General features: G+C 60.2%; 20 protein-coding genes and 4 pseudogenes. 6 read left to right on the forward strand and 18 right to left on the reverse strand.

The genetic code is table 11. The features are described 5' to 3' along the window. Positions 1 to 173: 173 nt before the first annotated feature. The 4 genes and pseudogenes from RlegSU303_RS29715 to RlegSU303_RS29730 all read left to right on the forward strand — a co-directional run. Positions 174 to 729, forward strand: a pseudogene (locus RlegSU303_RS29715) (family 4 glycosyl hydrolase); the annotation flags it as partial. Between the two features lie 327 nt (positions 730 to 1,056). Then, positions 1,057 to 1,296, forward strand: coding sequence for a DUF982 domain-containing protein (locus tag RlegSU303_RS29720; RefSeq protein ID WP_231283966.1), 240 nt, complete (start codon positions 1,057 to 1,059; stop codon positions 1,294 to 1,296). A 64-nt stretch (positions 1,297 to 1,360) separates the two neighbouring features. Beyond that, positions 1,361 to 1,567: a hypothetical protein gene (locus RlegSU303_RS29725; protein WP_027687847.1), complete on the forward strand. Its 207-nt coding sequence runs from the start codon at positions 1,361 to 1,363 to the stop codon at positions 1,565 to 1,567. Between the two features lie 212 nt (positions 1,568 to 1,779). Then, a pseudogene (locus RlegSU303_RS29730) lies at positions 1,780 to 2,001 on the forward strand (hypothetical protein). Positions 2,002 to 2,710: 709 nt separating this feature from the next. Here the strand turns inward: RlegSU303_RS29730 and RlegSU303_RS29735 are convergent. Further along, positions 2,711 to 3,145 (reverse strand): hypothetical protein, encoded by a 435-nt coding sequence (locus tag RlegSU303_RS29735; protein ID WP_131719870.1) that lies wholly within the window; start codon positions 3,143 to 3,145, stop codon positions 2,711 to 2,713. A 204-nt stretch (positions 3,146 to 3,349) separates the two neighbouring features. Between RlegSU303_RS29735 and RlegSU303_RS29740 the strand changes: the two genes are divergently transcribed. After that, the gene (locus RlegSU303_RS29740) at positions 3,350 to 4,246 is read left to right on the forward strand and encodes a sensor domain-containing diguanylate cyclase (RefSeq protein WP_131719871.1); all 897 of its coding nucleotides are present in this window, start codon (positions 3,350 to 3,352) and stop codon (positions 4,244 to 4,246) included. 167 nt (positions 4,247 to 4,413) lie between these two features. Here the strand turns inward: RlegSU303_RS29740 and RlegSU303_RS29745 are convergent, their stop codons facing one another. The 6 genes and pseudogenes from RlegSU303_RS29745 to RlegSU303_RS29770 all read right to left on the reverse strand — a co-directional run bounded on the left by RlegSU303_RS29745 (position 4,414) and on the right by RlegSU303_RS29770 (position 9,828). Then, entirely contained in the window at positions 4,414 to 4,713 is a 300-nt protein-coding gene (locus RlegSU303_RS29745; protein WP_025397805.1) for a hypothetical protein, read from the reverse strand. 426 nt (positions 4,714 to 5,139) lie between these two features. Then, complete coding sequence (locus RlegSU303_RS29750; protein WP_131720689.1) at positions 5,140 to 6,048, reverse strand: nucleotidyltransferase and HEPN domain-containing protein; 909 nt, start codon at positions 6,046 to 6,048, stop codon at positions 5,140 to 5,142. Between the two features lie 79 nt (positions 6,049 to 6,127). Beyond that, positions 6,128 to 6,909, reverse strand: a pseudogene (locus tag RlegSU303_RS29755) (IS5 family transposase). Between the two features lie 224 nt (positions 6,910 to 7,133). Next, positions 7,134 to 8,233 (reverse strand): IS3 family transposase gene (locus RlegSU303_RS29760; RefSeq protein ID WP_130785587.1). Its coding sequence is split into 2 segments (ribosomal slippage): positions 7,134 to 7,981 and positions 7,981 to 8,233, totalling 1,101 coding nucleotides; the frame shifts between segments, so codons are not numbered across the junction. Between the two features lie 89 nt (positions 8,234 to 8,322). Further along, positions 8,323 to 8,562: pseudogene (locus RlegSU303_RS29765) on the reverse strand (integrase core domain-containing protein); the annotation flags it as partial. Positions 8,563 to 9,021: 459 nt separating this feature from the next. Further along, positions 9,022 to 9,828 (reverse strand): hypothetical protein, encoded by an 807-nt coding sequence (locus RlegSU303_RS29770; RefSeq protein WP_231283967.1) that lies wholly within the window; start codon positions 9,826 to 9,828, stop codon positions 9,022 to 9,024. A gap of 240 nt (positions 9,829 to 10,068) precedes the next feature. On the opposite strand from RlegSU303_RS29770, the gene RlegSU303_RS29775 reads away from it, so the two are divergent. Further along, the gene (locus tag RlegSU303_RS29775; protein ID WP_165507554.1) at positions 10,069 to 10,212 is read left to right on the forward strand and encodes a hypothetical protein; all 144 of its coding nucleotides are present in this window, start codon (positions 10,069 to 10,071) and stop codon (positions 10,210 to 10,212) included. Between the two features lie 55 nt (positions 10,213 to 10,267). On the opposite strand, the gene RlegSU303_RS29780 is transcribed toward RlegSU303_RS29775, so the two are convergent. The 11 genes from RlegSU303_RS29780 to RlegSU303_RS29830 are packed head-to-tail and all read right to left on the reverse strand — an operon-like array spanning position 10,268 to position 23,357. Then, entirely contained in the window at positions 10,268 to 11,401 is a 1,134-nt protein-coding gene (locus tag RlegSU303_RS29780) for a hypothetical protein (protein WP_131720552.1), read from the reverse strand. A 1-nt stretch (position 11,402) separates the two neighbouring features. After that, positions 11,403 to 13,319: a mechanosensitive ion channel family protein gene (locus tag RlegSU303_RS29785; RefSeq protein WP_231283968.1), complete on the reverse strand. Its 1,917-nt coding sequence runs from the start codon at positions 13,317 to 13,319 to the stop codon at positions 11,403 to 11,405. Between the two features lie 12 nt (positions 13,320 to 13,331). Continuing rightward, positions 13,332 to 14,345 carry an HAD family hydrolase gene (locus tag RlegSU303_RS29790; protein ID WP_231283969.1) on the reverse strand — a complete coding sequence of 338 codons (1,014 nt, stop codon included), beginning with the start codon at positions 14,343 to 14,345 and terminating at the stop codon, positions 13,332 to 13,334. After that, on the reverse strand, positions 14,342 to 15,313 hold the full coding sequence (locus RlegSU303_RS29795; protein WP_231283970.1) for a formylglycine-generating enzyme family protein: 972 nt from the start codon (positions 15,311 to 15,313) through the stop codon (positions 14,342 to 14,344). Before RlegSU303_RS29795 ends, RlegSU303_RS29790 begins: the two co-directional genes overlap by 4 nt. Before the next feature lie 59 nt (positions 15,314 to 15,372). Further along, complete coding sequence (locus RlegSU303_RS29800) at positions 15,373 to 16,698, reverse strand: BatD family protein (RefSeq protein WP_231283971.1); 1,326 nt, start codon at positions 16,696 to 16,698, stop codon at positions 15,373 to 15,375. Beyond that, on the reverse strand, positions 16,695 to 18,248 hold the full coding sequence (locus RlegSU303_RS29805; RefSeq protein ID WP_231283972.1) for a VWA domain-containing protein: 1,554 nt from the start codon (positions 18,246 to 18,248) through the stop codon (positions 16,695 to 16,697). The genes RlegSU303_RS29800 and RlegSU303_RS29805 overlap by 4 nt, the downstream gene beginning before the upstream one ends. Further along, positions 18,245 to 19,234, reverse strand: a complete 990-nt coding sequence (locus RlegSU303_RS29810) for a vWA domain-containing protein (RefSeq protein WP_131608963.1) — start codon at positions 19,232 to 19,234, stop codon at positions 18,245 to 18,247. Before RlegSU303_RS29810 ends, RlegSU303_RS29805 begins: the two co-directional genes overlap by 4 nt. Continuing rightward, positions 19,221 to 19,742, reverse strand: a complete 522-nt coding sequence (locus tag RlegSU303_RS29815) for a DUF4381 domain-containing protein (RefSeq protein ID WP_094230665.1) — start codon at positions 19,740 to 19,742, stop codon at positions 19,221 to 19,223. The genes RlegSU303_RS29810 and RlegSU303_RS29815 overlap by 14 nt, the downstream gene beginning before the upstream one ends. Then, positions 19,742 to 20,680, reverse strand: coding sequence for a DUF58 domain-containing protein (locus RlegSU303_RS29820; protein WP_231283973.1), 939 nt, complete (start codon positions 20,678 to 20,680; stop codon positions 19,742 to 19,744). Before RlegSU303_RS29820 ends, RlegSU303_RS29815 begins: the two co-directional genes overlap by 1 nt. Beyond that, positions 20,677 to 21,654, reverse strand: coding sequence for an AAA family ATPase (locus RlegSU303_RS29825; RefSeq protein WP_131608965.1), 978 nt, complete (start codon positions 21,652 to 21,654; stop codon positions 20,677 to 20,679). The genes RlegSU303_RS29820 and RlegSU303_RS29825 overlap by 4 nt, the downstream gene beginning before the upstream one ends. A 56-nt stretch (positions 21,655 to 21,710) precedes the next feature. Continuing rightward, complete coding sequence (locus RlegSU303_RS29830) at positions 21,711 to 23,357, reverse strand: arylsulfatase (protein WP_231283974.1); 1,647 nt, start codon at positions 23,355 to 23,357, stop codon at positions 21,711 to 21,713. Positions 23,358 to 23,395 lie beyond the last annotated feature (38 nt).

Below are 23,395 nucleotides of genomic sequence, written 5' to 3' on the forward strand. Positions count from 1 at the left end.
CAGAGAAGCCTTTCTCAGGACATCCGATTTATAGCTTGCATGCAAGCTTTTCGTGCGGCGATGCTAATTTATGAATCGGTTGTTGGCCTGCGGCTTGATAATCATGCGCTCTTCAAAACCGCGACGCATGCCCGGCCGCACCGCTTCGGGCTCATCATGCTGTTTGGCGTACGCTCTTCATCAAGGAGGGTCGAGACGACCTGATCGAGAAATTCGGCATCCCGCTCGATGAAATATCCGAAGCGTTGCATCGAGCAGATCGAGCGCTGGAAGGGCCAAGCGGAGGCCTACCGCTCGGCCGACAAGATCGAAGTCGCGCCGTCGAAGGAATATGCCTCCTCGATCATCAATTCGGTCTGGACCGGCGAGCCCTCGGTGATCTACGGCAATATCCGCAACAATGGCTGCATCACCTCGCTGCCTGCCAATTGCGCCGCCGAGGTGCCGTGCCTCGTCGATGCCTCCGGCATCCAGCCGACCTTCATCGGCGATCTGCCGCCGCAGCTGACCGCGCTGATCCGCACCAATATCAACGTCCAGGAGCTGACGGTGCAGGCGCTGATGACGGAAAATCGCGAGCACATCTATCACGCCGCGATGATGGACCCGCATACGGCGGCCGAACTCGACCTCGACCAGATCTGGTCGCTGGTAGACGATCTGCTCGCCACCCACGGCGACTGGCTGCCCGAATGGGCACGCACGACCCGCAAAGTACAGGCCGCCTGACCCCCTCTCCCGGGTCAGGCGTCAAGGAGCCCCGCGGTCGCAACAACCGCGGGGCTCTTTGCGTGAGGATGGGGCGTTTTGCGATTTGGGGACGTGACTCCCATGGCCGGATCGACATCCTGTCACCACTTTCTTGAATGCACCTTCAGAGCCGAATCGAAGGCGCTTAACCGAAGATAAGGCGAAGCTTTCGAAGCACGGCGGTATCGCGAGCGGTTGTTGGGTCGAAAGAGCCTCATGCTGCTGCCAAAATTCCGGCCGGATCGTCCGCTTGGAACAGATCTTCCTAATATACGTTTGTGGGAAGCCTGCCCCACGGAGGACGCCATGATCAGCATCTGGGATGCGAACGTCGAATTGAAGATAGATGATCGTTTTCACGTCATCAGGAGCGCTCGAGAGGCGGTCGCATTTTTGAAGAAATCCTGGCCCGACAACAGAAGCGCGAGCTACGCGACAGCGCGGAAGGTATGCCTGGGCGCGGCGAATGGCGTTGTTCCCGGTGCGGAAGCGCGAGCTGCGTTTGAGGCTGCGGCGAAGGAGGCCGGCATCCTGCGACAGACTTAGGGATTACCTTGTTCGTTGCCTCCTATCGAACAGGAGGCGCTGCCGCAGTGCCAGGAGGAGCGACATGACAGAGAGCGATGCACTCCGCCAGGAAATCTATCGGCTTGCCGCGGCGGCCGAAGCTGACTCAGAAACAACGTCGAATTTGAAGGCGCTGGCCGTGCAGCTCTGGGCAAACTTCGACGAATTCACGGTCGAGGACCTGGAAGATATACTGAGGGACGAATGGAGAACTCGCGGACTGCCGTTCAACGACAACGCGGATATGTAGGCGCTTCTAGAATTGGAGACGTTTGTGCTACCTCAGAGGCCTCTTTGCTGCGTTCGCAATCGGGCCCCCTAGCTGACCTTTGTTCGATCTATGACGCATGCTTGCTCGTGAGCAGTGGCGCCGAAATTTTCCGCGCGTCGTGTCTCCAAATTATGGTACTTGAAAGTACCCAAAAATGTCCCTGTAGTTGAGTCCCTTGGAAAAATCCGCCAATGGACTTCGCACTCCTTTTCAACCTGTTCCGGAAGCCCAATTAGGCCAACGTCACTGACGTCACCCTCTGGCACAAGCACGAGACACTCCTGCCGGTGCCACTCGTCGACGCCGCCGCCCGAAACCCATCGGGACAAATCTGGCGCCGGCTGAACGGTGTGCAATGGGAATATAAGCAGGACCCCGAAACGATTGAAGAATTCGATGCTCGACAATACTGAGGCTTAAAGCCCTACTGCGCACGGAAACTATGCCTCTGTATTTGCCACGTCGGCTGCGGCCCAGCATCATCGTCATGCCTTCCTCCGCGGACAGCGACGATGATATCGGATCGAGCGCCGAGGTTGGTTCGTCGTAAACAGCCAGGCTGTGTTTCTAAAGCGGTCGAAACACTCTCGATGGGCTAGTAGCCGCCTATCTCACCGCGAACTGGGCCTATCCCCTGCGGCTGTGCATAGGTTGTGTTGTCCGATCCGCTAGTTGCGCATCCTGAGAGTGTCATGAAGACGATTGCTGCTGCGGCCAAAATGCTTTTCAGAGGCACGGCGTTCTCCGATCATGGCAGGCTGCCCAGGCCTCAAGGGCCACGCCGGGGATTCTCCGTTAAATTACCTACAATGGCAAGCGCGTGGTTAGCTGGCGGCAAGTAGCGATACGGCCTCTTCAAGCGTCTCCCTGACTAGTCACTCGGCGAGGCATCTTTCCCCAGCACGCTGACATAGATGTAGGTGTGGTGAACGCCCTGACCCAAGTTCTTAGGGGCGTGGTCGGCCAGCGCAGAAAACCTGGTTCCTGCTGACCAGCAGGAACCAACCGCTTCAGAGATCTGCCCCCTCAAATTTCAGCGATAGTCGATGCCGCAGGAGCAACGACCCGACGGGGATCGATGCATCCCCGACCAGCACGTCAGATGGTGGCTCATAGCCTCAATCAGGCAAACCACGCACGAAGCTGAGCGAAAAACCCGTCTGGTTTGGAGCCTGACATCTTCCGCAAACGGCGAGCGACGACTGCCGCGCTGACGCGTTCACCGAAATGGCAGAAGCACACTAGATCATGCAATTGCTCATCGCTGAGTTCGAAGAACCGTTTGGCTTCTCCATAGCTGTCATTTTCCATTCCTGCCGCCCGCAGAGTGGGATCGGCGAATGCAACAGAGATCGGTGTGCCGTCATCCCTGAGAGCAAGCCGATCGACAATGGGCTGATATTCGGTTTCGTGAAGTGTCTTGAGGAACGGTCTGGGGCTGTGTTCGAGACTTTCGGCCCATCGTTCAAGGCGCTCGCGCCTAGTCATTTCAAGGCGCTTGCAGGTCGGGCTGACCGTTGCGATGCTTTTCAACTGGTCTAATGCGTACTGTTCCATTTCGGCCTCCTATCTCCGGAAAAATAGATGGTCCGCCTCCCGATAACAGCGTCGCTCAGGTCGAAGCCGATGTCCAATCACGATTGAAAAACGCCGCTCGTTGACGTTTGCGTAATCACTTGAGGCGCCTTTGCTTGCGGACTGGCTCTTTTCTCATAAGGTTTCCGCGCCATGTCATGCCAAGGCAACCAGACAGGGTTCGGTATGGACGAGATATTCGAACAGCTTCTGCACCTTTCCGAACACACCGAAACTCTAATCGCGGTCTACGACAGCCATGACAGGCTGCAATACGCCAACGACGCTTTTCGTTCGGTCTATTTCATCGAGCCCGATGAAACGCCACTGTGGCCGGATCTGATGCGGCGAAATTTCGAGCTCGCGCGAGGCACGGTCATTCAGACGAGCAAATTCGACGAGTGGCTGCGCTCGACGCAGTCGCGCCGCGGCAAGATCGGCTATCGCGCTTTCGAGACCGATCTGCACGATGGCCGATGGTTCTGGATGACCGAGGCGGTCCAGACGAACGGCTGGATGTTGTGCATTGCGAGCGACATCACCGGTTTGCGGGCGCATGGCAGGATCGTCCGGCAAGATCGCGATCAGGCGATCAAGGCGTCTTATACCGACGAACTCACGGGCGTCGCCAACCGCCGCTTTGCCATGGCGCGCGTCGACGACATGCTGGCGGCCGCCAAGGATGGAAGCGACGGTTGCCTTGCCGTCTTCGACATCGACAATTTCAAACAGATCAACGATCGGCTCGGTCACCACGCCGGCGATCTGGTCCTGCGCGACTTTGCGCATCGCATCCATCAGAGTGTCCGCCGCAACGATTGTTTTGGGCGGGTCGGTGGAGAGGAATTCGTTCTCGTGATGCCGGCAACCGGTCCGGAAGACGCCATTGCCATGGTGGAGCGGATGCTGACGGTGATCCGCTTCTCCCGGCCTCTGCCTGACTCTCCCGACTTCAGCTACACCTGTTCCGCCGGCATCGCCGCCTGTGCCCCGTCGGACAGCGCGTCGGACCTTTATCGCCGCGCCGATCAGGCACTCTATGCTGCCAAGTTAAGCGGCCGAGACAGGGTGCGCGCTGCGTAGGTGCTTAATGCATGTCGCCCGGAAGCGTGCAGCGGTTCCGGGCCAACGACATGCATAAAAACAAAAGCTATCCGGTTGAACCTCAATTTGATCGGGCGACTTCGTCGCGCCGACGGCAATCTGGACCGGTTCGCTGAGACAGGAACAATGGTCCTGCGCGCGATCTATCAAATCCCCGACCCGTAGAGCTCCTGGTCATCGTCGCCTTCCCAGGGAGAGGGCATCGAGGTGCGATTGGCCGAGGGCATCGGCATCCAACACTTCAATTCCGGCTCGGCATATTCGATGATGTGCCCGGGCGAGGAATCAGAGGCGCGCCAGCCTTCTCCAGCGAACTGATCGCCATTCGACCAATAGGCGAGGTCAACCTCCGCTGGCCCCTGTTCAGAAGGGCGAATCGTGACGAGGATCCGGCTACCGTCTCTTGGTGCGCTTGCCATGTCGCGCCAGCGATCTGTGTCGTCCATCGTTTTCCTCCTGCCTCGCTACAGGTTGCAAGTGTCGCCTCGCCATCGGAAACGGTCAATTGAAACTTTGTGCCAACCCTTGAATGTCGGACCCGGAAGAAGTTCTCTGACTCGCTCCGCGGTAACTATTGGAGCCATGATGCCTAATCGCCGTTCACCTGCGAACGGCTGTATTTGAAGGCGCGGTGCAGGCTCAAAGCCTTCGACTTTTCGGAAAGGTATCAATTTCAAAGCGCAGCCAGAAGAGGTTGTCCAGGACAAGCGGATTCCCCTTTGCTCTCCCTTGAAAACTAAAGGTTGAGATCGAAAGGCGGGGTACGGCGGCAGGTTCCATTTCGTTCACGGCGACCGGCGACATACACCTTCTGGACTTGTCCAGTCTTGGAACGGCATCCTAGAGAGGCTTGGGCGGTTCGCGGACCAAAGCTAGACATTGTTTCGCTCAAGCTTTTCTAAATGCTCGGAGCATACGGTTTTGACCAACTCAAGTAGGTGGGCCGTTCGCTCCCCAAGCCAAAGGAGGGCTTCTTCGGTGATCTCGAAATGCGCGGAGTACCTTGCCTTCACGTAGGCTTCGTTCAGCGTGTTGAACCAGGCGCGTTCTTTGTGCTGATCCCGCGGAAAGGCTTCGATTAGTCTTCGGTCCTGCTCCTCGGCAAGCGAGCGGAGGAACTTGATGTTGTGGGATGGCGGGCCGTAATTGGTGAGTGTAAGCAGGACACAGGAAAAGGCCTGCTCGATCGATTGATGAAGCTCAAAAGCCGCCACGCGGAGTTCTTTCTCGCTGACGTAGAACCGAAACCCCTTTAAAAATGCCTGCGCGAGCGAAAACCGATCCAAGTGGTGCTCTTTCGCCACCCGTAGTCGATCTGCCGGCGAGAGCGGTGCCGGCTCGGGAAGCGCTTCATCGTCGAGTTCGTAAAGAACGATGCCTTCCTTGCGGATGTCGGAGAAGAAATATTGCCCTTCCTTGAGATAGGTGTTCACCTCCCGCCTGGAATGGACGATGAAGCTCACTGGCGTTTCGATCGAGGCTTCGTGGATCAGCCGGTCGGCGGCCTTGTGCCAGTACTCGGCGAACTCGCAGAGCTTGCGATTGTTGACGATGATCAGCAGATCGAAATCGGAGCGGTATCCCTTCATCGTGAAAGGTTCATCGACCCATCCGCCCTTGGCGTAGGAGCCGAATAGGATGATTTTTAGGATTCTGCCGCGCTTCTTGAAATCAGCCGTGCCTTCTTTCAGGGCATCCTCGAATTCCTCATGGAGGATCTCGAGAACCCGTCCGAGTTCTCGCTGTTTGCGAAGAGGCATATGGTTGAGGGATGATTTCATCTTGGAGAGCAATAATTGTGGGGCGGCTTGAAATAATTTTTGAGAAGTTGGGCTATTGGTCGAGTCTACACTGGTTGCCCTAGGTCATGTTGACAAAGTGGGGCAGCCAAATCTTCGCTGCGGCGATCGCCAGGAATGCCGCGAATGATGTTTTGGTCTTGTCGTAGCGCGTAGCGATGCGGCGGAACTGTTTGATCCGGTTGAACATCCGCTCGATGCGATTGCGATCCTTATAGGCATGATAATCGCAATTCGGTGGGTTTTTTCTGCTTGCTCGTGGCGGAATAACCGGGCGTGTTCCGTGGAAGAGAAGTTCCTGGCGGATGCTGTCGGCATCATATCCCTTGTCGGCGAGTAGACGACGAGGCCTGTTTACCGGCATTGCGAGAAGATCTGGAACGGCCAGATAGTCAGAGGCTTCGCCACCCGTCAGGACAAAGCCAAGAGGGCGGCCCTGACCGTCTGCTCGGGCGTGGATTTTTGTCGTAAAGCCGCCGCGTGATCGACCAAAAGCCTCCTTATGAGTCCCCCTTTAGCGCCCGCTGCCTGTGAATGGCCTCGAACTGTGGTGCTGTCCAGCATGTGCTGCCAATCATCTGTAAGGCCAAGCTCGACAAGCGTTTCCAAAAGTGCATCCCATACCCCTTGCTCGGCCCAGCGACGGAACCGGACGTAGACTGAATTCCACTTTCCGTATCGCTCATGCATGTCACGCCACGGGCAGCCGACCCGAAGGACATGCAACATGCCGTTCATGAACTGACGATTATCGTGCGAGGGTCGCGATTTACGGCCACGCTCTGCAGGAAGAAGTGGTTCCACAATCCGCCATTCTGCGTCGGTTAGGTCTCCACGCGCCATTGCTGCCTCCTAAAAAGCAGCCTTGAATCAGACCCTACCTGATTTGAAAAGGCACTTTGTCAACAGGGCCTAAACCACAAATCGCAAATTGACTGATGATCCGTCCTAGAAAAAGGACTGAGGTGCCCCCCGATTTTGGGCCAGCGGGAGCTGGAATTTTCCGGGGTTATGAGGTGCTCCCCGATTTTGGGCCAGCGGGAGCTGGAATTTTCCGGGGTTATGGCTCAGCTCGGCGGGGGTGCCGATGAGCCGTTCATAAGCGAAATCGGCACCTTGTTGCCGATGGCGCTATGTGGCCGGAACTCGTTATAGTCTTTACGCCAATCCTCCATCTTCGAGCGCGCGTCGTCAAGGCTCATGAACCAATGGGCGTTCAGGCACTCGGCCCGGAACTTGCCATTGAAACTCTCGATGTAGCTATTGTCGGTCGGCTTGCCAGGCCGCGAGAAGTCGAGCTCGACGCCCTTATGGTAGGCCCAGAGGTCTAGGTCGCGCGAGATGAATTCGCTGCCATTATCGACTCGTATGGAGGCTGGATATCCAACTTCCCTGCATATTCTCTCAAGGGTTTGAACCACGTCTTCGCCTTTGTAGCTGAAGCGAGCGTCGACTGCCGGCGAGAAGCGCGAAAAAGTGTCGACTACCGTCAGCACCCTGATCTTGCGACCGGTGGCCAACTGGTCATGAACGAAGTCCATGGCCCAGACATGGTTGGAATGGGTCGGTTCCGTGCGATCGGCGCGAAGCTTCGCCTTGACCCGTCGCTTCGGAACCTTGTTGCGGAGCTGGAGGTCCATCTCCTTGTAAAGCCGATAGATTCGCTTCGGATTGACGGGCCACCCGTCGCGCTTGAGCAGGACATGAACGCGACGATAACCGTAACGCACTCGCGTCTGGCAGATGTCCCTGATCTTCAGCTTCAACTCGGCCTGCTCGCCGCGCCTGGACTTGTAGACATACAGCGACCGATCGATCTTCAAAACGGAACATGCACGCCGGATCGAGACCTTCCAGTCCACCTTGACCGTGTCGACAAGCTTGCGCTTGCGAGCAGGCCTCAGAGCTTTTTTGACAGCACGTCCTGAAGCATGGCCTTGTCCAGTGACAGGTCGGCGACAATCCGCTTCAGCTTGGCATTCTCCTCTTCGAGCTGCCGCAGCCGCTTCATCTCCGACGGCATCAGCCCAGCGTATTTTTTGCGCCAGTTGTAAAACGTCGCGTCCGAAATTCCCGCCTTGCGGCAGACTTCGCCGATCGGCGTTCCATCTTCCGCTTGCTTCAGCACGAATGCGATCTGCGCTTCCGAAAACTTCGAGGCCTTCATCGAATTCTCCTCTTCTTCCCATCAGGGATCATAAGTGGAAAATTCCAGTTCCAAATGGCCTAAATTATTGGGGGCACGTCAGTTATGGCTCAGCTCGGCGGGGGTGCCGATGAGCCGTTCATAAGCGAAATCGGCACCTTGTTGCCGATGGCGCTATGTGGCCGGAACTCGTTATAGTCTTTACGCCAATCCTCCATCTTCGAGCGCGCGTCGTCAAGGCTCATGAACCAATGGGCGTTCAGGCACTCGGCCCGGAACTTGCCATTGAAACTCTCGATGTAGCTATTGTCGGTCGGCTTGCCAGGCCGCGAGAAGTCGAGCTCGACGCCCTTACCGCGGCAGATATCAGGGCTAGATATTGGCCGATCTTGAGACGGCTGACCCCTCCTAAAAGCGTGTACTCGTGCTCAAGCATGTAAGCTGTCCATCGGATTGGGTCGGTGGTAGGTTGGCTTAGAATCCAACTACGCTGCTTGTTTCCTGATTTGTTCCTTTTGGCATTTTCCGGGCACTGGAAAGTGCCCGGATCCTTAGTTTTATCGCGTTGGCCAGTTCTTGGTTTCAAAATGGCCAGTTTTGGGGCCGCTTGGCCAATACCTGGATTGGTTTTTCAACTACCTATGTCGCGTCCAGGCAAGATAGCCTCCCGAGCTATTTAACCCTCACTGAAAACTCTGCGCTATCTACAGCCCGTCCAAACAATCTTCCTCCCGTCCAAAGTAAAAGCGCTCCCGAGCAGGACAAAAAAAGCCCGGCTCGCTAGCCGGGCTTTTGATCAAGGGCGGAAATCAGATGACGGAGACGTCACGCCGTCGATAGAACCTTGCGCCAACGTCCTCCGGCGGAAAGGCCGGATCTATCCCGAGATGTGTAAGTACCCGTTTTACCGCGCCGATATTTTCACGACGTTCCTTCGCCAGAACGTATAGCGAAACGAATTCCCTGACGAAGTCTGCAAGGGCTTCCTCCCGGACGATCTGCTGTTCGCAACGCTTGACCGGATTGATTGCGATCTCCGATGCGAGATGACCTAGATCGACAAGCCGTCGGACAACGCGGTCGTTGGCGGTGAGCCTCTTTGAAATCTCCCGAAGGCTCAGCCCTCCGTGATCAGGAAGCCTCAACAGGTCGGCGATTTCTTCTAGGTCGAAGCTGCCAATCCATGAACCGGCAAAGGATTCGTAGACGGGAATTCCCTTGGCTAGGGCCGCCTCTTCCAGTTCCACAAGAAGTGGATAGGCGTCTCGTATTGCCTTTCTAAGTCCTCCGATGGTGCAGTTGCTATGGAAGGCGTGTAGGATTTCGGCCGCGTAGAGCCAAGGCCGGTTCATCCATACAGCTCCGACGTCGAAATGACGGACGACCGGAATAAGACCTGCAATGTGGTCGCCATCTTGATGCGAAAGAACCACGTTCGCGATGCGCGCACCTCTGCCGTAGTACTGGTTGACGTGATCGATGATCCGCTGCCCAGTGTCGGCGTATCCTCCGTCGGTAATGTGGATGTTGTAACCAAGTCCGGGCGTGCCGTAGCGAATGCATATGGCGTCACCATTACTGTCGCCGACAGAAAGAAAGTCTATTTCGTATCCCACCCGCGCACCCCGTTGCTATGAGTGCAAAGTGCTATTGCAATGCGACTCTGGCAATGGCCACGGACGAGTTCTCCACCGGATAAGTACAGCTCTCCTTGCAGTTGCCCGTCGATGGTCTCTTCAAAGATGGATGCGGCTAATCTTGAATCGGCCGGCGCTTGCACAGGTTCAGCTCAACCAGAAGAATATCTGGATTGAATGGAGGACTTCATGCTCGCCCCTATCAGACTAGGAGAGGCGATGAACGCGAGCGTCGTCGTCGAGGTTGTGCAACGGCAGAAAAGATTTTCTTGCCTGATACTGCAGTTCTCTCCCCAGATGGCGGCAGAGTGGATCGTGCCGGAAATCTTCGACAAGATATCGAACGGGCGCGTTCAAGCTTGACGAACTGGCATGGCGATCTGAGGAGATCAATGCTATTCCACCAGCTCGCCTACGTTCAAAGTAGCAAAAGTCTTTTCACGATCGGTCCGAGTTGCGAATATGGCAAGTACGACGCGCCGACCACCAACATCGGCAGCAGTGCCGGCCCCAGAACAGGCAGGATGTTGCCCTTGTTGATCAGCATTGCGGACGTCTTCAGCGAGGCGAGGTAGACCGGCTTCACATCGCGGAATTCCGCCACCTCAGGCTCGCTTTCATCACCGACGACATTGTCCCCGAGCGTCGTACGTTCGTTCCACCGCTCGAAATCCGTCACCTTCGAGAGCGATAGCAGGATCGTTTTCCTTTTCAGACGGGAGACTTGCATGACGACGCCGACGAGCGGAACAGCATAGTAGATCGCGACCACCACCAGCCACGCCCCGCAGACGGCGGTGAACAGACCGGGTGTTACGGTCTCGCGCTGCATCACATGGCCGACGCCGGCCGCGAAGACGGAACTCACCGCAAGCGTGAAGAGACCATAGCCGGCAGGGTAGTAGGCGAGGAAGCCGAGGCCGCCATGGCCGTCGGGATGCGTGACCACGAGACGGAGATGGCACCTTGCGACGGTCGATAGGAACAGGCACCAGATCACATGCTTCCATACGAGACGCGTCAGCAGGAACCAGTAGACGGTGTTGCCGACCGCCAGGCACCAGAAGCCTGTCATGGAAACGCTTCCGTCGCCGACCGCCCACGGGGGCGCGGATCCGCCAAGGAACGTGGACGCATTGAAGATCGTCGCTGCGAGCGCCAAACCTAAGCAGACGAGTTCCGGAAAGCCGGCCGTTGTTCGAGCGCCTGCGTCACGCAGGGCCTTCCGGGTGTCTGGCATGGACTGCGACGACACGAGCGGAATCCGAAAGAGCATCGAAACGCACTCGTCGAGGGCGAAGCCGATGGGCTTCTCCGCCAGGGTTAACAGGACGGGCGCGATCAGGAACTTTGCCCACGCTCCCCAGTCGTGAAGGAAGAGGCCGGCCCCGTGACCGCCGCGGGTTGCCAGCAGAAGCAGCACGGGGATCGTCCAGCACAGGCCTGCGAAGACGAATGCCCGCCATCCGCGCTTGTGCATGCCGAGCCGGGTCATCAGCTCGTAGAACGGCCCGCCATGCATGATCCGCAAGCGATCGTCGTCGCCGGCCATTCTACCCCTCCGCCGCCACTACCTTGGCCTGCTGCGTGCGGATCGCCGCCGCAGCAGCGGCAGCGCCGTCCCTGTCGTCGCCACCGACCTGCACCGACGGCGTCGCAAATTCGATGCCGTTCGCCTGGAAAGCCTCGCGAATTTTCGCGTAGGCCTTGCGCCGGATATAGGTTTGCATTCCGGGCACTGTCGTCATCGCAAAACTGAGAACGATGCCATAATCGCCGAACTCCTCGACACCCTTCATCTTCAGCGGCTGGATAAACATCGGCCCCAGTTCCGGGTCGGCCTGCAGCTCGGCGCCGATCTTCTTCGCGAGCTTGCGCGCCTTCTCTATGTCGGCATCGTAGCTGACATTGACCCGGAATTTGTCGATGACCCAGTCGCGGCTCATGTTCTCGACGGCGCCGAGCTCGCCGAACGGAACGGTGAACACCGGGCCGCGGTGATGACGAAGCCGCACCGACCGGAGGCTGAATCCCTCGACGGTCCCCTTGTAGCTCTTCGCCTGGATATATTCGCCGACACGGAACGCGTCGTCGAGCATATAGAAAACCCCACTGATGACGTCCTTCACCAGCGTCTGCGATCCAAAGCCGAGCGCCACCCCGAAGATGCCCGCACCCGCAATCAGCGGCCCGATCTCGACGCCGAGTTCCGCAAGCACGATCAGCCCGGCGATAACCGCCACCATGACCGCCAGTACGTTCCGGAAGATCGGCAGCAGGGTGCGAAGCCGCCCCCGCCGGGCAGCCTGCGAGGGATCGTTTCCAGCTTCGGCCTGCACCGAGAGGCGCCGGTCGATCCACGACTTCGCCAGATGCCATGCGAGATCGGCGAGCAGCAGGACGACGACGCTCTTCAGAAGTCCGTAGGCCACCGAGGCCACGGCAGGATCGCTGTGAACAAGCGAGTTGGGATCGACCCTCCACACGATCGCCACCCATGCGACGGCGACGGCGACAACGACGGCCCGGCTGCCGCGGACAAGCAGGACGCGCTTGGTGCTATCGGGTTCCGAGGGAATCGTGTCGGCTGCCGTCTGACCGGCGAACCGAAGCGCCGAGGGGAGCGTCATCGCGTAGACGCCCAGCCAGAACAAGCCGCGGAGACCGACGCACCAGAGCGCCCAGATGATCACGAAGGCAAGGCAGAGCGCGATGCGCATGCGAAGGGGCCTCTCGGACGAGGAGGCGACGCCCTCGACGGCCAAGATGAGAAGAACGATCGAGAAGCAGAACGAGATCACCGCCGTCACCGAGGGGTCGACCGACAAAGGCCGGCCGAGGCTTGCCGCTGCGATCCCGACGATTGCGGCACCCGCGAAGATCTTCGTCCGCCTGCGAGCGGAAATTGTCAGCACGGCCGTGTCGAGCAGCACGGAGATCGCCCGATATGCCAAGAGAGCCAGCAGCGAGACAAGGAGTACGATGCGTGGGAGTGCGGGCCAATCGAAGGCGAAGTAGACGGCGGCCATCGCCACCGCAAAGAGGACAATGGCCAGCAGGCGCTCCTGCAGCCCTTCCGTGCGCCTTCTTGATCGCGCAAAAAGACGTTCGGCGAAAAGTCCGACCGCCGTCAGCCCAAGGAATGCGACGAAGACAGGCAGCCGGCCATGGGACCGCGCATCTTCTCTCGTGCGAGCAGCGGCGGCCATCACCTCGGCGGGAATCCTTGGTATTGCCTGAACGGCGCCATCGATCCGGCTCCGGGTGGCCGCTTCCCATGTGGCCAGCCCGGCGTCCGCTTCTTCGACGGCCATGGGCGTTGGGCCGGGCGCTTTCTCCAGCCATGACCGGACCTCGGGATCCTGCAATAGCCGCACCAGGTCGTCGACCTTCTGCGGCCGCGGCGCTTCCTGGGCGGTGGCGACGACGGACATCAACACGAACAGCACGAGTCCGCCGATCCATTTCATGCGCATGTCCTTCTATTTCTCGAATGAAAAGACCTTCTTCCAGTCCGCCTTCATATCGACAACCAGCCAGTTGCGGCGCTCCGCCTCGTCGAGCGCCTTGTCGAGCTTGCCGATTTTGCTGTTTCGATCGTAGGCGACCTCCCGTTCCGCATCCGTGTGATGGACGATCATGGCAAAGCTCGGACCCTTGGCGGTGACCCATCGCAGCATCTCGTAGTCGCCGTCAGAATTCCCGGCCACGAAAATCGGCTTGCGCCCGATGAACTTGTTGATGCCGGACGGCTTGCCGGCGCCATCGTCGACGAAGTCGATCTTCGGTAACCTGTTGAGCACGGGCTCGTCGCCGACAATGGCATATTCCGTCGTGATGGTGCTGCCGACCACCTGTTCCGGCGGGATGCCGTACATCTTCTCGGTCATCGGCCGCATGAATTCGACGCCGCCGCCGGAGACGATGTAGGTCTTGAAGCCGTTGGCCCTGAGGTAGTCGAGGAGCTCGCGCATCGGCACGAAGGTCATCTCGTCGTAGGGCTTTGCGGTTTTCGGGTGCTTGGCGCTCGCAAACCAGTCGGTGACGATCTTCGAGAACTGGTCCGTCGTCATCCCGGCATGCGTCGTCATCGCGAGATCCACGATCCCTTTCTCGCCGCCCTTCATCACGCCCATCGGATCGCCTGCCAGCACCGACTTGAACGGCTCCTTGGCCTTCCATTCAGGGTGCTCCGGTGCGAGCGCCTTCACGCGATCGAGCATAAAAGCGAATTGGAAGTAGATGGGTTGCTCCGACCAGAGGGTGCCGTCATTGTCGAAGACCGCGATCCGGTCTTCGGGCGCGACGTATCCCTCGCCACCCTCGGCTGTCGTTGCCTTGACGAAGTCCATGATCCTGGCCTTTGCCGCGGTATCGTTCCAGGACGGCAGGACCTCCTGCGCCACGGCCGTTCCGACGACGCCAGTGACGAGCAGAAGGGCGGCGACGAAAAGTGATGCAAGAATCGTATCGGAAGCCTGAAAACGCCTTCTCATTTCGATTCTCCTTCGGTGCGCCTGACGCAACGGAAGCCGACATGGCTGGTGGAAGTATCCTCGGGCTCGGCGTGGCGGGCGGCGGGACGGTAGCGTCTGCAGTAGTTTGGGGCGCAGAGATGGGAGCCGCCCTTCAGCACCCGCCGCGCTATCCGGATTTCAGGCTGGTGCGGATCGTAGCTTGCCTCGGCGTCACGCCCGCGTGGGTTGCTCGGAATGCAGCACGAGTGATTCGCCGGTTCAGGATGCCGGGTCGACCAGTAGTCGCTCGTCCATTCCCAGACATTGCCGATCATGTCGTAGAGGCCGAAGCCATTCGGCGGGAACGATCGCACAGGCGAGGTGCGTTCTTGGCCTTTCGGCTTCGTCGAGTGCGTAGGGAACGTGCCCCTCCAGGTGTTTGCCATCGGGACGCCACCCGGCGCGAACTCATCGCCCCATGCGTATTCCGCGTCATCCAGCCCGCCGCGGCCGGCAAGCTCCCATTCGGCCTCCGTCGGCAAATCGAGGCTGGCCCAGTCTGCATAGGCAGCAGCGTCCGCGTAGGCGACATGTACGACCGGATGATCGAGCTTGCCGCGCAGATCGCTGAGGCCGCCGAGAGGGCGGCGCCAGTTCGCACCGAACTTGAATGTCCACCACTGGGAGATATCGGCGCCGTTCACCGCTTTCGGCTGCGTGAACACCAGCGAGCCTGCCCTCAGCATCTCAGGCTTCGCACCGGGATAGTCCTTCGGATCGGGAGCTTTCTCCGCGACGGTGACATATCCGGTCGTCTCGACGAATTGCTTGAACTGCCTGTTGGTGACCGGCGTCTGCGAAATCCAGAAGCCGTCCACCATGACCGGATGGGCCGGCGCCTCCTCCGGATAGTGATGGTCGGATCCCATCGTGAACGTCCTGCCGGGAATCCAGACCAGTCCGTCGTTCCGCCGGGCCTCCGCCACGCCCTCGAATGCCATAGCCATCGCCATCTCCAGAACCGATGCCTCCGAGCTTAACCTCCGCAAAGCGGGAGGAAAGATTGTTACCGTAACAAGGGGGGTAACAACGGCCTGTCAGCCGTTGGGTTGAGATCGGGCAGCGGGCCTTTCGAACCCCTGCGTTCCACCGATGGCAGCTCGATTGCGGACGCCAGCACCGTCCGATCCAACTGTGCGTCACGCGACCGGAAGAGACGACGCTCTAGAATGGCGACTTGTGCCGCAAGCCGGGGATTCCCCTGCGCTTCAGCCCAGTCGGAAACCGACCAAAATCCGAGGCCCAAGCTCCAATCCTGGAGCGCCCGATAGATTGCCGGATCGGGCCCGACCCTGACGATGGTTCGAATGCGCCGAAGTCTTCGATGTGGAGAATTCCGGCGCCGCTCGCGAAACTGTTTCAAACCTGCGCGAATTGCCGGATAGCGCCGCCATGCGAGCAAGGCAGCGGCAAGATCGACCGCGCCGAGCAATAGCACCGCAAGCAGACCCGTTCTCGGACCGCTATCGCTGGAAGGGGCGCGATCGTCGTCCAGTTTCGGGGGGAGGCGCTCGCCCGCCGATGCCTGTGCGACGACAAGGGCGACGGCGGGAAGGGTAGCTGACGTATTCGCATGACCATCGACGTCGAACCAAGAATAGGAGATGGACGGAAGCGAGAACGATCCCTCGCTCGACGTCGTGTACACGACGGTCTCCGTTCTGGTGCTTCCGGTCTCGACGATGCGGCCCATGCCGCGCTGCTCGACACCATCCGCAAGTAGGGGCGGCTTCACGTATCGGGCAAGGCCGGCGGCATCCCCCAACGTGACAGGCGGAATCAGCATCGCCTGCGTGTCCTCGGCGAAGACGACGATAGTCCTCACCAGCGCGTCTCCCGCCCTGAGACCGACAGGGTCCCTGTCGAAGGATTGGGAGATCGCCAGGTTACGGGCCGCGAAGGGCGTCGAGGTCTGGTGGGCGTCTACAGGGACGTCAAACGAGGGGAGGTCGACTTTCACCTTCGCCTTCGCCGGACTTCCATTCGCCGAGTAGCCAAATTCGATCTCGATCACTGGGAGCGGGAAGGAACCAGCCCTTTGCGGAACGACGGCGTAGCTTCTACGGATGCCCGAATACTGCACGCCATCGATAGTCTGCACCAGGTTCTGGGCGCGATCGTCGGACAGCGTGACGAGAGCCTCCGGAACGTCGAAGAGCGGATACTGTGGCGGAGATGTTAAGAATTCCGGCGCGAACACGTCGACCACGACGTGCACCTGCTGGCCGGGAACGATCCCTTCGGCGCCCTCGATCGACGCACGCCCGAACGGTTCGGCGGCGAAGCCCGGTCCGCATGCAAAAAGGCCGATCAAGACGGCGATCAATCTCATTGCGACATCCTCCCGGCCTCGATGGAGAACTTGCGAGCCATCAGGTCGGCCGGGCTGACGTTGATGTTCTTCATCCACATCTCGGAGGTCTGCTCGGCGATGTTGATCATTCCCTCCTTGCCCTCTTTGCCCTTGTCGTCGAATTGCACGCTGTCGGGTTCTTCGCTCGGTTGCTCCGGCTGCTCTTCCTGCTTCTCCTTCTGGATCTTGAGGAGCTGCTGCGCGATCGCGAGGTTCGCAGTCGCCTCCGCCCAGTCCTTCCGCTTCTCAAGCGCCTTGCCGTACGCAGCGACAGCGTCGTCATACTGTCCGAGATGAAGAAAGGCGTTGCCCTGGTCGTACCAGCTCTCCGCAGTATCGACGGAAGCGAGCGCATTGACCGCCTCCTGAAACCTGCCGGCTCGATAGAGGGATACGCCCTTCCACATCGGATCGGCGAAACGGCCGGCCGCATCGTCAAAGTCGCCTCGTTCAAATGCGATCCGGCCCTGCTGGTCGTGGGTCAGCCACATGTCCGCAAGCCCCTCGGCGCGCGCGCTGCCTGGCGAGTACAGATGGACTGCCAGCAGCAAGACGCCGGTTCGAACCACCCATCCGCTGCGGAAGGAGAAGGCCATGGCGATCGACAACGGCACGACCAGCCACCAGCCCAGGTCGCGCCAGCGGTCTCCTTCCTTGGCCTGCTTCTGCGCGAAATTCGAGCGCACTCGCTGCGCTATCCACCGCACGTCCGTGTCGTCATCGGTCACCGTCGCGACGTCGGCTCCGGTCTCCTTTCCGATTTCCTCCAGCTTGGCTAAGTCGAGCTTCGAGAACACGCGGGTTCCGGAAGGGTCGGAAACGAATCCTCCGTTGGGCGTCTTGACTGGACCGCCGGCCGACGTGCCGACGCCAAGGATGACGATGCCGTTCGAATTGGATTCGATCGCCTTCGAAGCTGCTTCTTCAACCCCGTCGGTCAGCAGCAGGATCGTGCCCGAAGCCCCCTCCTTTTCGAGGAGGCTTTCGGCGAGCGCCAGGGCGGCGGCCGTGTCTTTGCCGGGCCTCGGCATGAGCCGCGTCGCCAGAGCGTCGGAGTAGCTCTCCAGCAAGGCGGCGTCCTCTGTCGGCGGCAGGACGAGATGAGCGGTGCCCGCGTAGGCGACGATCGCAGTCCGGGCACCTTGCCTCGTATCGATCACGTCCTTGATCTTCAGCTTGGCGCGCTCGATCCGCGACGGGGTCACGTCGATGGCGTCCATCGTCTGCGACAGGTCGAGGGCGATGACGAGAGGAGCAGCGTCCTCGACGAAGGGCGGCGGCTGGCGCTGCCACGTCGGGCCCGCCGCGCCGACAATCCCGGCGACGAGGATACCCGCCAGGACCCACGACGGTCGGATCCTCGAGCCTGCCGACCCGTCGACCATCAGGCCGTCGAGCAGATGCGGCGCGATCATGCCCCTCCATTGCGACCGGACGTCGCCCGAGCGGGAGGCCAGCCAGAGGATCAGGACCGGCAGTGGCAGGAGGACGAGAAGCCCTGGCCGGATGAAATGGAAATCCGTGATCATGCGGTGGCTCTCCGACGCATGACCCCCACCGCGCCAGCCAGCATGTGGTATCCGGAAAGCACCAGCACGGCGGCGAGCAACGGCCATTGGAACAGCTCTGCTCGCGGCCGCCGGGACAGGTTCTTCTGGTCTTCCGGCGTGATCTGGTCAAGCGCGTCGTAGATCGCCGCGAGCTGCGCCTGATCGCCCCCGAAGTAGTATCTGCCGCCGGTGCGGGCCGCGATCTTCTGCAGCGTCGCGGTGTCCAGCTTGTCCTCGCCTGTCGCGGCAGGGTCTCCGATACCGACGGTGTGGACGACGACGCCCTTCGACTTCGCAATCTCGGCCGCCTTCAGAGGCGGCATCCTGCTGGCCGTGTCATTGCCGTCCGTCAGAACGATGAGCACTTTCTCCGGCACCTTCGTCTTCTCGAACATCCTGATTGCAAGCCCGAGCGCGTCTCCGAGTGATGTGCGCGGTCCCGCCATCCCCGGCACGGCGTCGGCGATCATCGTCTGGACCAGCGCGTGATCCATGGTGAAGGGTGCTAATGGGTAGGGGGCATCACCGAAGGCGACGAGGCCGATCCGGTCGCCCGGCCGCCTGCCCACGAAGTCCGCGACGACATGCTTGACGGCTTCGACGCGGGCGAGCGGCTTTCCGTCGGCGTCCGGAAAATCCATTGCGTCCATCGATTGCGACAGATCTAGCGCCAGTAGGATGTCACGCTGCGGCTCGACCTTCTCGATCGGAGGTTCGACGAACTGCGGACGGGCGAGCGCCAGCACGACGAGACACCATGCGAGTCCTTCGCAGAAGAGCTGCGGCCACGTCCTGCGCGCAACCACCGATCCATCGGTCGGACGAACGCCGGCCGCCTCGGCGACCTGCGAGAAGAAGGGCAGCCTGATCGAAGCGGACGTTTCCCGATGCGGCGGGAGCAGCCACCAGACAAGCAGGGGCGCGGGGAGCGTCAACAATAGCCATGGGAGATCAAGCTGGTACATGGTGGCGCTCGATCCAGTTGCGGGCGGCGGCCAGGAGGTCGCTGCAGACGTTCGAAGGAAGGTCGGCGACGACCTCGGCACCGTGGTATTCGAAGTCGTCCAGCAGCCGCTCGAGAGCATGCCCGGCACCATCGACAGCATGCTCTTCAAGAAATCGGGTCCAGGCGTTGGCCGAAAGCGAGGCAACTTCAGTACGGGGCCACGCCGCCAGCGCCGTTCGCTTTAAGACTTCGCCAAGGTCTCGAATGCCATCGCGCCGGGTCGCAGGGTTTCGAAGCTGCTCGTCGACGACCTTCAGGAGGGCCAGGGCTTCGCGCCGGTATGCGTTTGCACGATAACGCAAGATCCACCGGATCCCGGTCAGAGCTAACATCACGAGCAGGGCGCCTGCGAGAACGCCCCACCCCCATGTCTGCGGCATCCATGACACCGGTTCGGGCGTCGCGATGTCGTGGAGCGAATGCAGGGCCATCTCCGTTATCCGATCAAGCTTTGCTGCCGGCTCCATCAACGCCTCCGTTGTCGCCAGGCGGACTGCGCGAGAAGTCGCCGAAGCTGAGGCGCGGTTTCCTCGGCGGCAGAGATTGGCAGCATCGCCAATCCGAGTTCGATCTGCCACGCCCGCAGCTCCCGTCCGCGGTTGCGCGCAAAGGCGTCGATCGAGGTCCGAACGCTTGCCGTACGCATCGCGAGCTCCGCCTGCGCGCCGCCGCCGCTGACGACGATGTCGCCCGACGTCGGCAGCTCCAGCAGGAAGGGATCGTAGACGAGAATGCAGACGACGTCGTTGCGGGAGGAAAGGAGCAGGAGAAGGTCTCGGGTCCGCGCCGTATGCCCGTCGAAATCGGAGATCACCACCACGAGATGGTCGTGATGCGCGATGTTCGAGACGGTTTCGAGCACGGCGTCGAGCTGTCCGGACGCCGCCGCCGAAGCCGCATCGGCCCTCAGTTCCTTGTTCTTTTCGGCGATCCTATCCGCGAAGGCGATCACGGCGTTGCGACTGCGATGCGGCTTGACCTCGCTTGTCTCGCTTTCGCCGAAGACGAAGCCGCCGACCCGGTCGCCGGAACCCAGTATGCGCCAGGCACAGAGCATCGCGGCTTCCGCTGCCGCTACCGATTTCATCGATCGCCTGCTGCCGAAGAACATATTGATCCGCTGGTCGACGATGATCAGCGCGGGCCGCTCTTTTTCCTCCGAGTAAACGCGGACCACCGGTCTGCTGGTTCGCGCGGTGACGCGCCAGTCGATGGAGCGGATGTCGTCGCCGGGCAGATAGTCGCGAAGTTCTTCGAAGATCAGTCCCCGGCCGCGCATCGCCGACTGCATGCGGCCTGCAAGCTGCTGGTGGCTGCGCGCCTTCTGAACGAAGCTCAGATCTCGGGCTCTCGATTCGAGCGCCACCAGTTCGTCCGTCGAAACATAGACGCCCGCATCGCTCATGAGACCGCCACCAGTTCGACGATACGGTCGATCACCTTGTCCGGCGTGGTGTTTGACGCATGTGCCTCGTAGGACAGGATCAGCCTGTGGCGAAAGACGTCGTGGACGATCGCCTTGACGTCATCAGGGGTGACATAATCGCGCCCCTTCAGCCAGGCATAGGATCGCGAAACCTTGTCGAGGCCGATCACACCGCGAGGGCTGGCACCCACCTGCAGCAACCTCGCGAGATCCTTGTCGTAGCGGTCGGGATAACGCGTGGCGAAGACGAGCGCTACCATGTACTTCTCGACGGGTTCGGAAACGGTAACAGCGCCGATTTCCTTCCGGGCGTCGAAGATGGCCTGTGGGTTCAGCTTCTCCGGCAACGGCGGCTTCGTGCCGCCATGCGTCTGGTTTTCCTCGTCGCGGTTGAGCCGCATGATTGATGCCTCCGATGTCTCGTCGGGATAGCCGACCTCGACATGCATCAGGAAGCGGTCGAGCTGGGCCTCGGGGAGAGGGTAGGTGCCTTCCTGCTCGATGGGGTTTTGCGTCGCCATCACCATGAAGAGCGGCGGTAGCGGATAGCTCTTGCCGCCGACTGTGACCTGCCGTTCCTCCATGGCTTCGAGCAGCGCGGACTGCACCTTGGCCGGCGCGCGGTTGATCTCATCCGCCAGAATGAGATTGGCGAAGATCGGCCCCTGCTGGAACTTGAATTCGCCCTTGCCGCCCTCGCTGAAGTAGATCTCGGAGCCGGTAATGTCGGCCGGGAGAAGGTCGGGGGTGAATTGAACGCGTGAAAGCTCTGAATCGAGATTCTTCGCCAGGCTTTTGATCGCCCGTGTCTTTGCGAGGCCCGGCAGACCTTCGACGAGCAGATGCCCATTGGCAAGCAGGCCAAGCAAGAGCCGCTCGACCATCGCCTCCTGGCCGATGATCGACTTGCCGATGCGCTGGCCGAGCTGAAGGATGTCTTCACGAGCTGACATGGCGCTCTCTATGATTGAGGGATAGGCGCGCCGGGATCCGGCGCGCCCATATCGTGCTACTTCTCGATCCCGCGATCCTTGAAGGACTGGTCGATCGCCTTGTCGACCTGGTCGCGCACTCCCTCGATGTTGAAGCTGGCGACCCGCTGGCTCGGTGGATACTTGACGAAGGTCTCGAGGAAGGCAGCGCCCTGCAACTGACCCTTCACCAGCAGGTAGTCGTTGCGAACGACAAAGTCGTTATATTGGTCAGACACGACGTCGGCCCGTTCGTATGGATCCATGCGCAGGTTGAACAGCTTCGGGATCCGCCAGGTGACGAGCGGGTTCTGCCAGACCGCAAACCCGCCGGGGAGCTGCTGCTCTTTGAACACCACCTTCCAGTCGTCGTAGCGCGTCGCCACCAATTCGCCGTCGTCGTCGAAGTAGTAGAAGTCGCTGCGGGCGCTCTTATCGGTCTTGCCGGTGAGGTAGTCGAGCTGGTTGTAGCCATCGAGATGGTTGCGGAAGCTGTTGACGCTTCCGTCCGGCTTCCAACCACTCAGGAGGCGGCTTTTGACGTCGGGATCACCGGCGGCCGCAAGCAGTGTCGGGAACCAGTCGAGGCCGGACATCATTCCATTCGAAACCTGGCCCGGCTGGATGCGGCCCGGCCATTTCACCATGGCGGGCACACGGAACGCGCCTTCCCAGTTTGTGTCCTTCTCGCTGCGGAACGGTGTTGTCGCCGCATCGGGCCAAGACCATTGGTTCGGCCCGTTGTCGGTGGTGTAGACGACGATGGTGTTGTCGGCGATCCCGAGTTCCTCGAGCTTGTTCAAAATCTTACCGACCATCTGATCGTGCTCGACCATGCCGTCGGCATATTCGTTTCCGACCATGCCGCTCTGGCCCCGCATCGACTCCCGCACGTGCGTGAAGACGTGCATGCGGGTCGCGTTCATCCAGGTAAAGAACGGCTTCTTCGCCTTTACCTGGCGGTCCATGAAGTCCATCGCCGCGGCGCTGGTCTCGTCGTCGATGGTTTCCATCCGCTTCTTGGTCAGCGGGCCGCTATCCTCGATCTTGCCGTCGGCCGACGCCTTGATGACGCCGCGCGGAGAATAAGCCTTCAGAAACTCGGCGTCATCCTTAGGCCAATAGGGTGCTTCCGGCTCCTCCTCGGCGTTCAGATGGTAGAGGTTGCCGAAGAATTCGTCGAAGCCGTGCTTGGTCGGCAGGTACTCATCGCGGTCGCCAAGATGGTTCTTGCCGAACTGGCCGGTCGCATAGCCGAGAGGTTTGAGCGCCTGGGCGATCGTTATGTCGCCGGCCTGCAGGCCGACCGGAGCACCGGGTGCGCCAACCTTGCAGAGACCGGTGCGCAGGCATGTCTGGCCGGTGATGAAGGTCGAGCGGCCCGCCGTGCAACTGTTCTCGGCATAATAATCGGTGAACATCATGCCTGATTTGGCGATGCTGTCGATGTTCGGCGTCGTGTATCCGACGACGCCGAAGGAATAGGCGCTGATGTTGGTCTGTCCGACGTCGTCGCCAAAGATGACAAGAATGTTCGGCTTTGAATTTTCAGTCGTGGCGGGCGGAGTGGTCGCCGCTGGCGCGGGCTGCTGTGCGAAGGCCGGCGCGACGATGACGGCCGAGGTCATGGTCATCACGACCGCGGCCGAGGCTGCAAGAAGTCTTCGATGGGTGGGCGTACTCATCACGAGATTCCTTTCTACTTGCGAATGCGTCTGGCTTG

Origin of the sequence: Rhizobium sp. SU303 (assembly GCF_021052345.1) — a bacterium.
Taxonomy (GTDB): Bacteria; Pseudomonadota; Alphaproteobacteria; order Rhizobiales; family Rhizobiaceae; genus Rhizobium; species Rhizobium laguerreae.

What these genes read in the sequence shown, in the direction of transcription:
- RlegSU303_RS29720 (WP_231283966.1), top strand. Translation starts at nt 1,057, where the DNA reads ATGATCAGCATCTGGGATGCGAACGTCGAATTGAAGATAGATGATCGT.
- RlegSU303_RS29725 (WP_027687847.1), top strand. Translation starts at nt 1,361, where the DNA reads ATGACAGAGAGCGATGCACTCCGCCAGGAAATCTATCGGCTTGCCGCG.
- RlegSU303_RS29735 (WP_131719870.1), bottom strand. Translation starts at nt 3,145, where the DNA reads ATGGAACAGTACGCATTAGACCAGTTGAAAAGCATCGCAACGGTCAGC.
- RlegSU303_RS29740 (WP_131719871.1), top strand. Translation starts at nt 3,350, where the DNA reads ATGGACGAGATATTCGAACAGCTTCTGCACCTTTCCGAACACACCGAA.
- RlegSU303_RS29745 (WP_025397805.1), bottom strand. Translation starts at nt 4,713, where the DNA reads ATGGACGACACAGATCGCTGGCGCGACATGGCAAGCGCACCAAGAGAC.
- RlegSU303_RS29750 (WP_131720689.1), bottom strand. Translation starts at nt 6,048, where the DNA reads ATGAAATCATCCCTCAACCATATGCCTCTTCGCAAACAGCGAGAACTC.
- RlegSU303_RS29775 (WP_165507554.1), top strand. Translation starts at nt 10,069, where the DNA reads ATGAACGCGAGCGTCGTCGTCGAGGTTGTGCAACGGCAGAAAAGATTT.
- RlegSU303_RS29780 (WP_131720552.1), bottom strand. Translation starts at nt 11,401, where the DNA reads ATGGCCGGCGACGACGATCGCTTGCGGATCATGCATGGCGGGCCGTTC.
- RlegSU303_RS29785 (WP_231283968.1), bottom strand. Translation starts at nt 13,319, where the DNA reads ATGAAATGGATCGGCGGACTCGTGCTGTTCGTGTTGATGTCCGTCGTC.
- RlegSU303_RS29790 (WP_231283969.1), bottom strand. Translation starts at nt 14,345, where the DNA reads ATGAGAAGGCGTTTTCAGGCTTCCGATACGATTCTTGCATCACTTTTC.
- RlegSU303_RS29795 (WP_231283970.1), bottom strand. Translation starts at nt 15,313, where the DNA reads ATGGCTATGGCATTCGAGGGCGTGGCGGAGGCCCGGCGGAACGACGGA.
- RlegSU303_RS29800 (WP_231283971.1), bottom strand. Translation starts at nt 16,698, where the DNA reads ATGAGATTGATCGCCGTCTTGATCGGCCTTTTTGCATGCGGACCGGGC.
- RlegSU303_RS29805 (WP_231283972.1), bottom strand. Translation starts at nt 18,248, where the DNA reads ATGATCACGGATTTCCATTTCATCCGGCCAGGGCTTCTCGTCCTCCTG.
- RlegSU303_RS29810 (WP_131608963.1), bottom strand. Translation starts at nt 19,234, where the DNA reads ATGTACCAGCTTGATCTCCCATGGCTATTGTTGACGCTCCCCGCGCCC.
- RlegSU303_RS29815 (WP_094230665.1), bottom strand. Translation starts at nt 19,742, where the DNA reads ATGGAGCCGGCAGCAAAGCTTGATCGGATAACGGAGATGGCCCTGCAT.
- RlegSU303_RS29820 (WP_231283973.1), bottom strand. Translation starts at nt 20,680, where the DNA reads ATGAGCGATGCGGGCGTCTATGTTTCGACGGACGAACTGGTGGCGCTC.
- RlegSU303_RS29825 (WP_131608965.1), bottom strand. Translation starts at nt 21,654, where the DNA reads ATGTCAGCTCGTGAAGACATCCTTCAGCTCGGCCAGCGCATCGGCAAG.
- RlegSU303_RS29830 (WP_231283974.1), bottom strand. Translation starts at nt 23,357, where the DNA reads ATGAGTACGCCCACCCATCGAAGACTTCTTGCAGCCTCGGCCGCGGTC.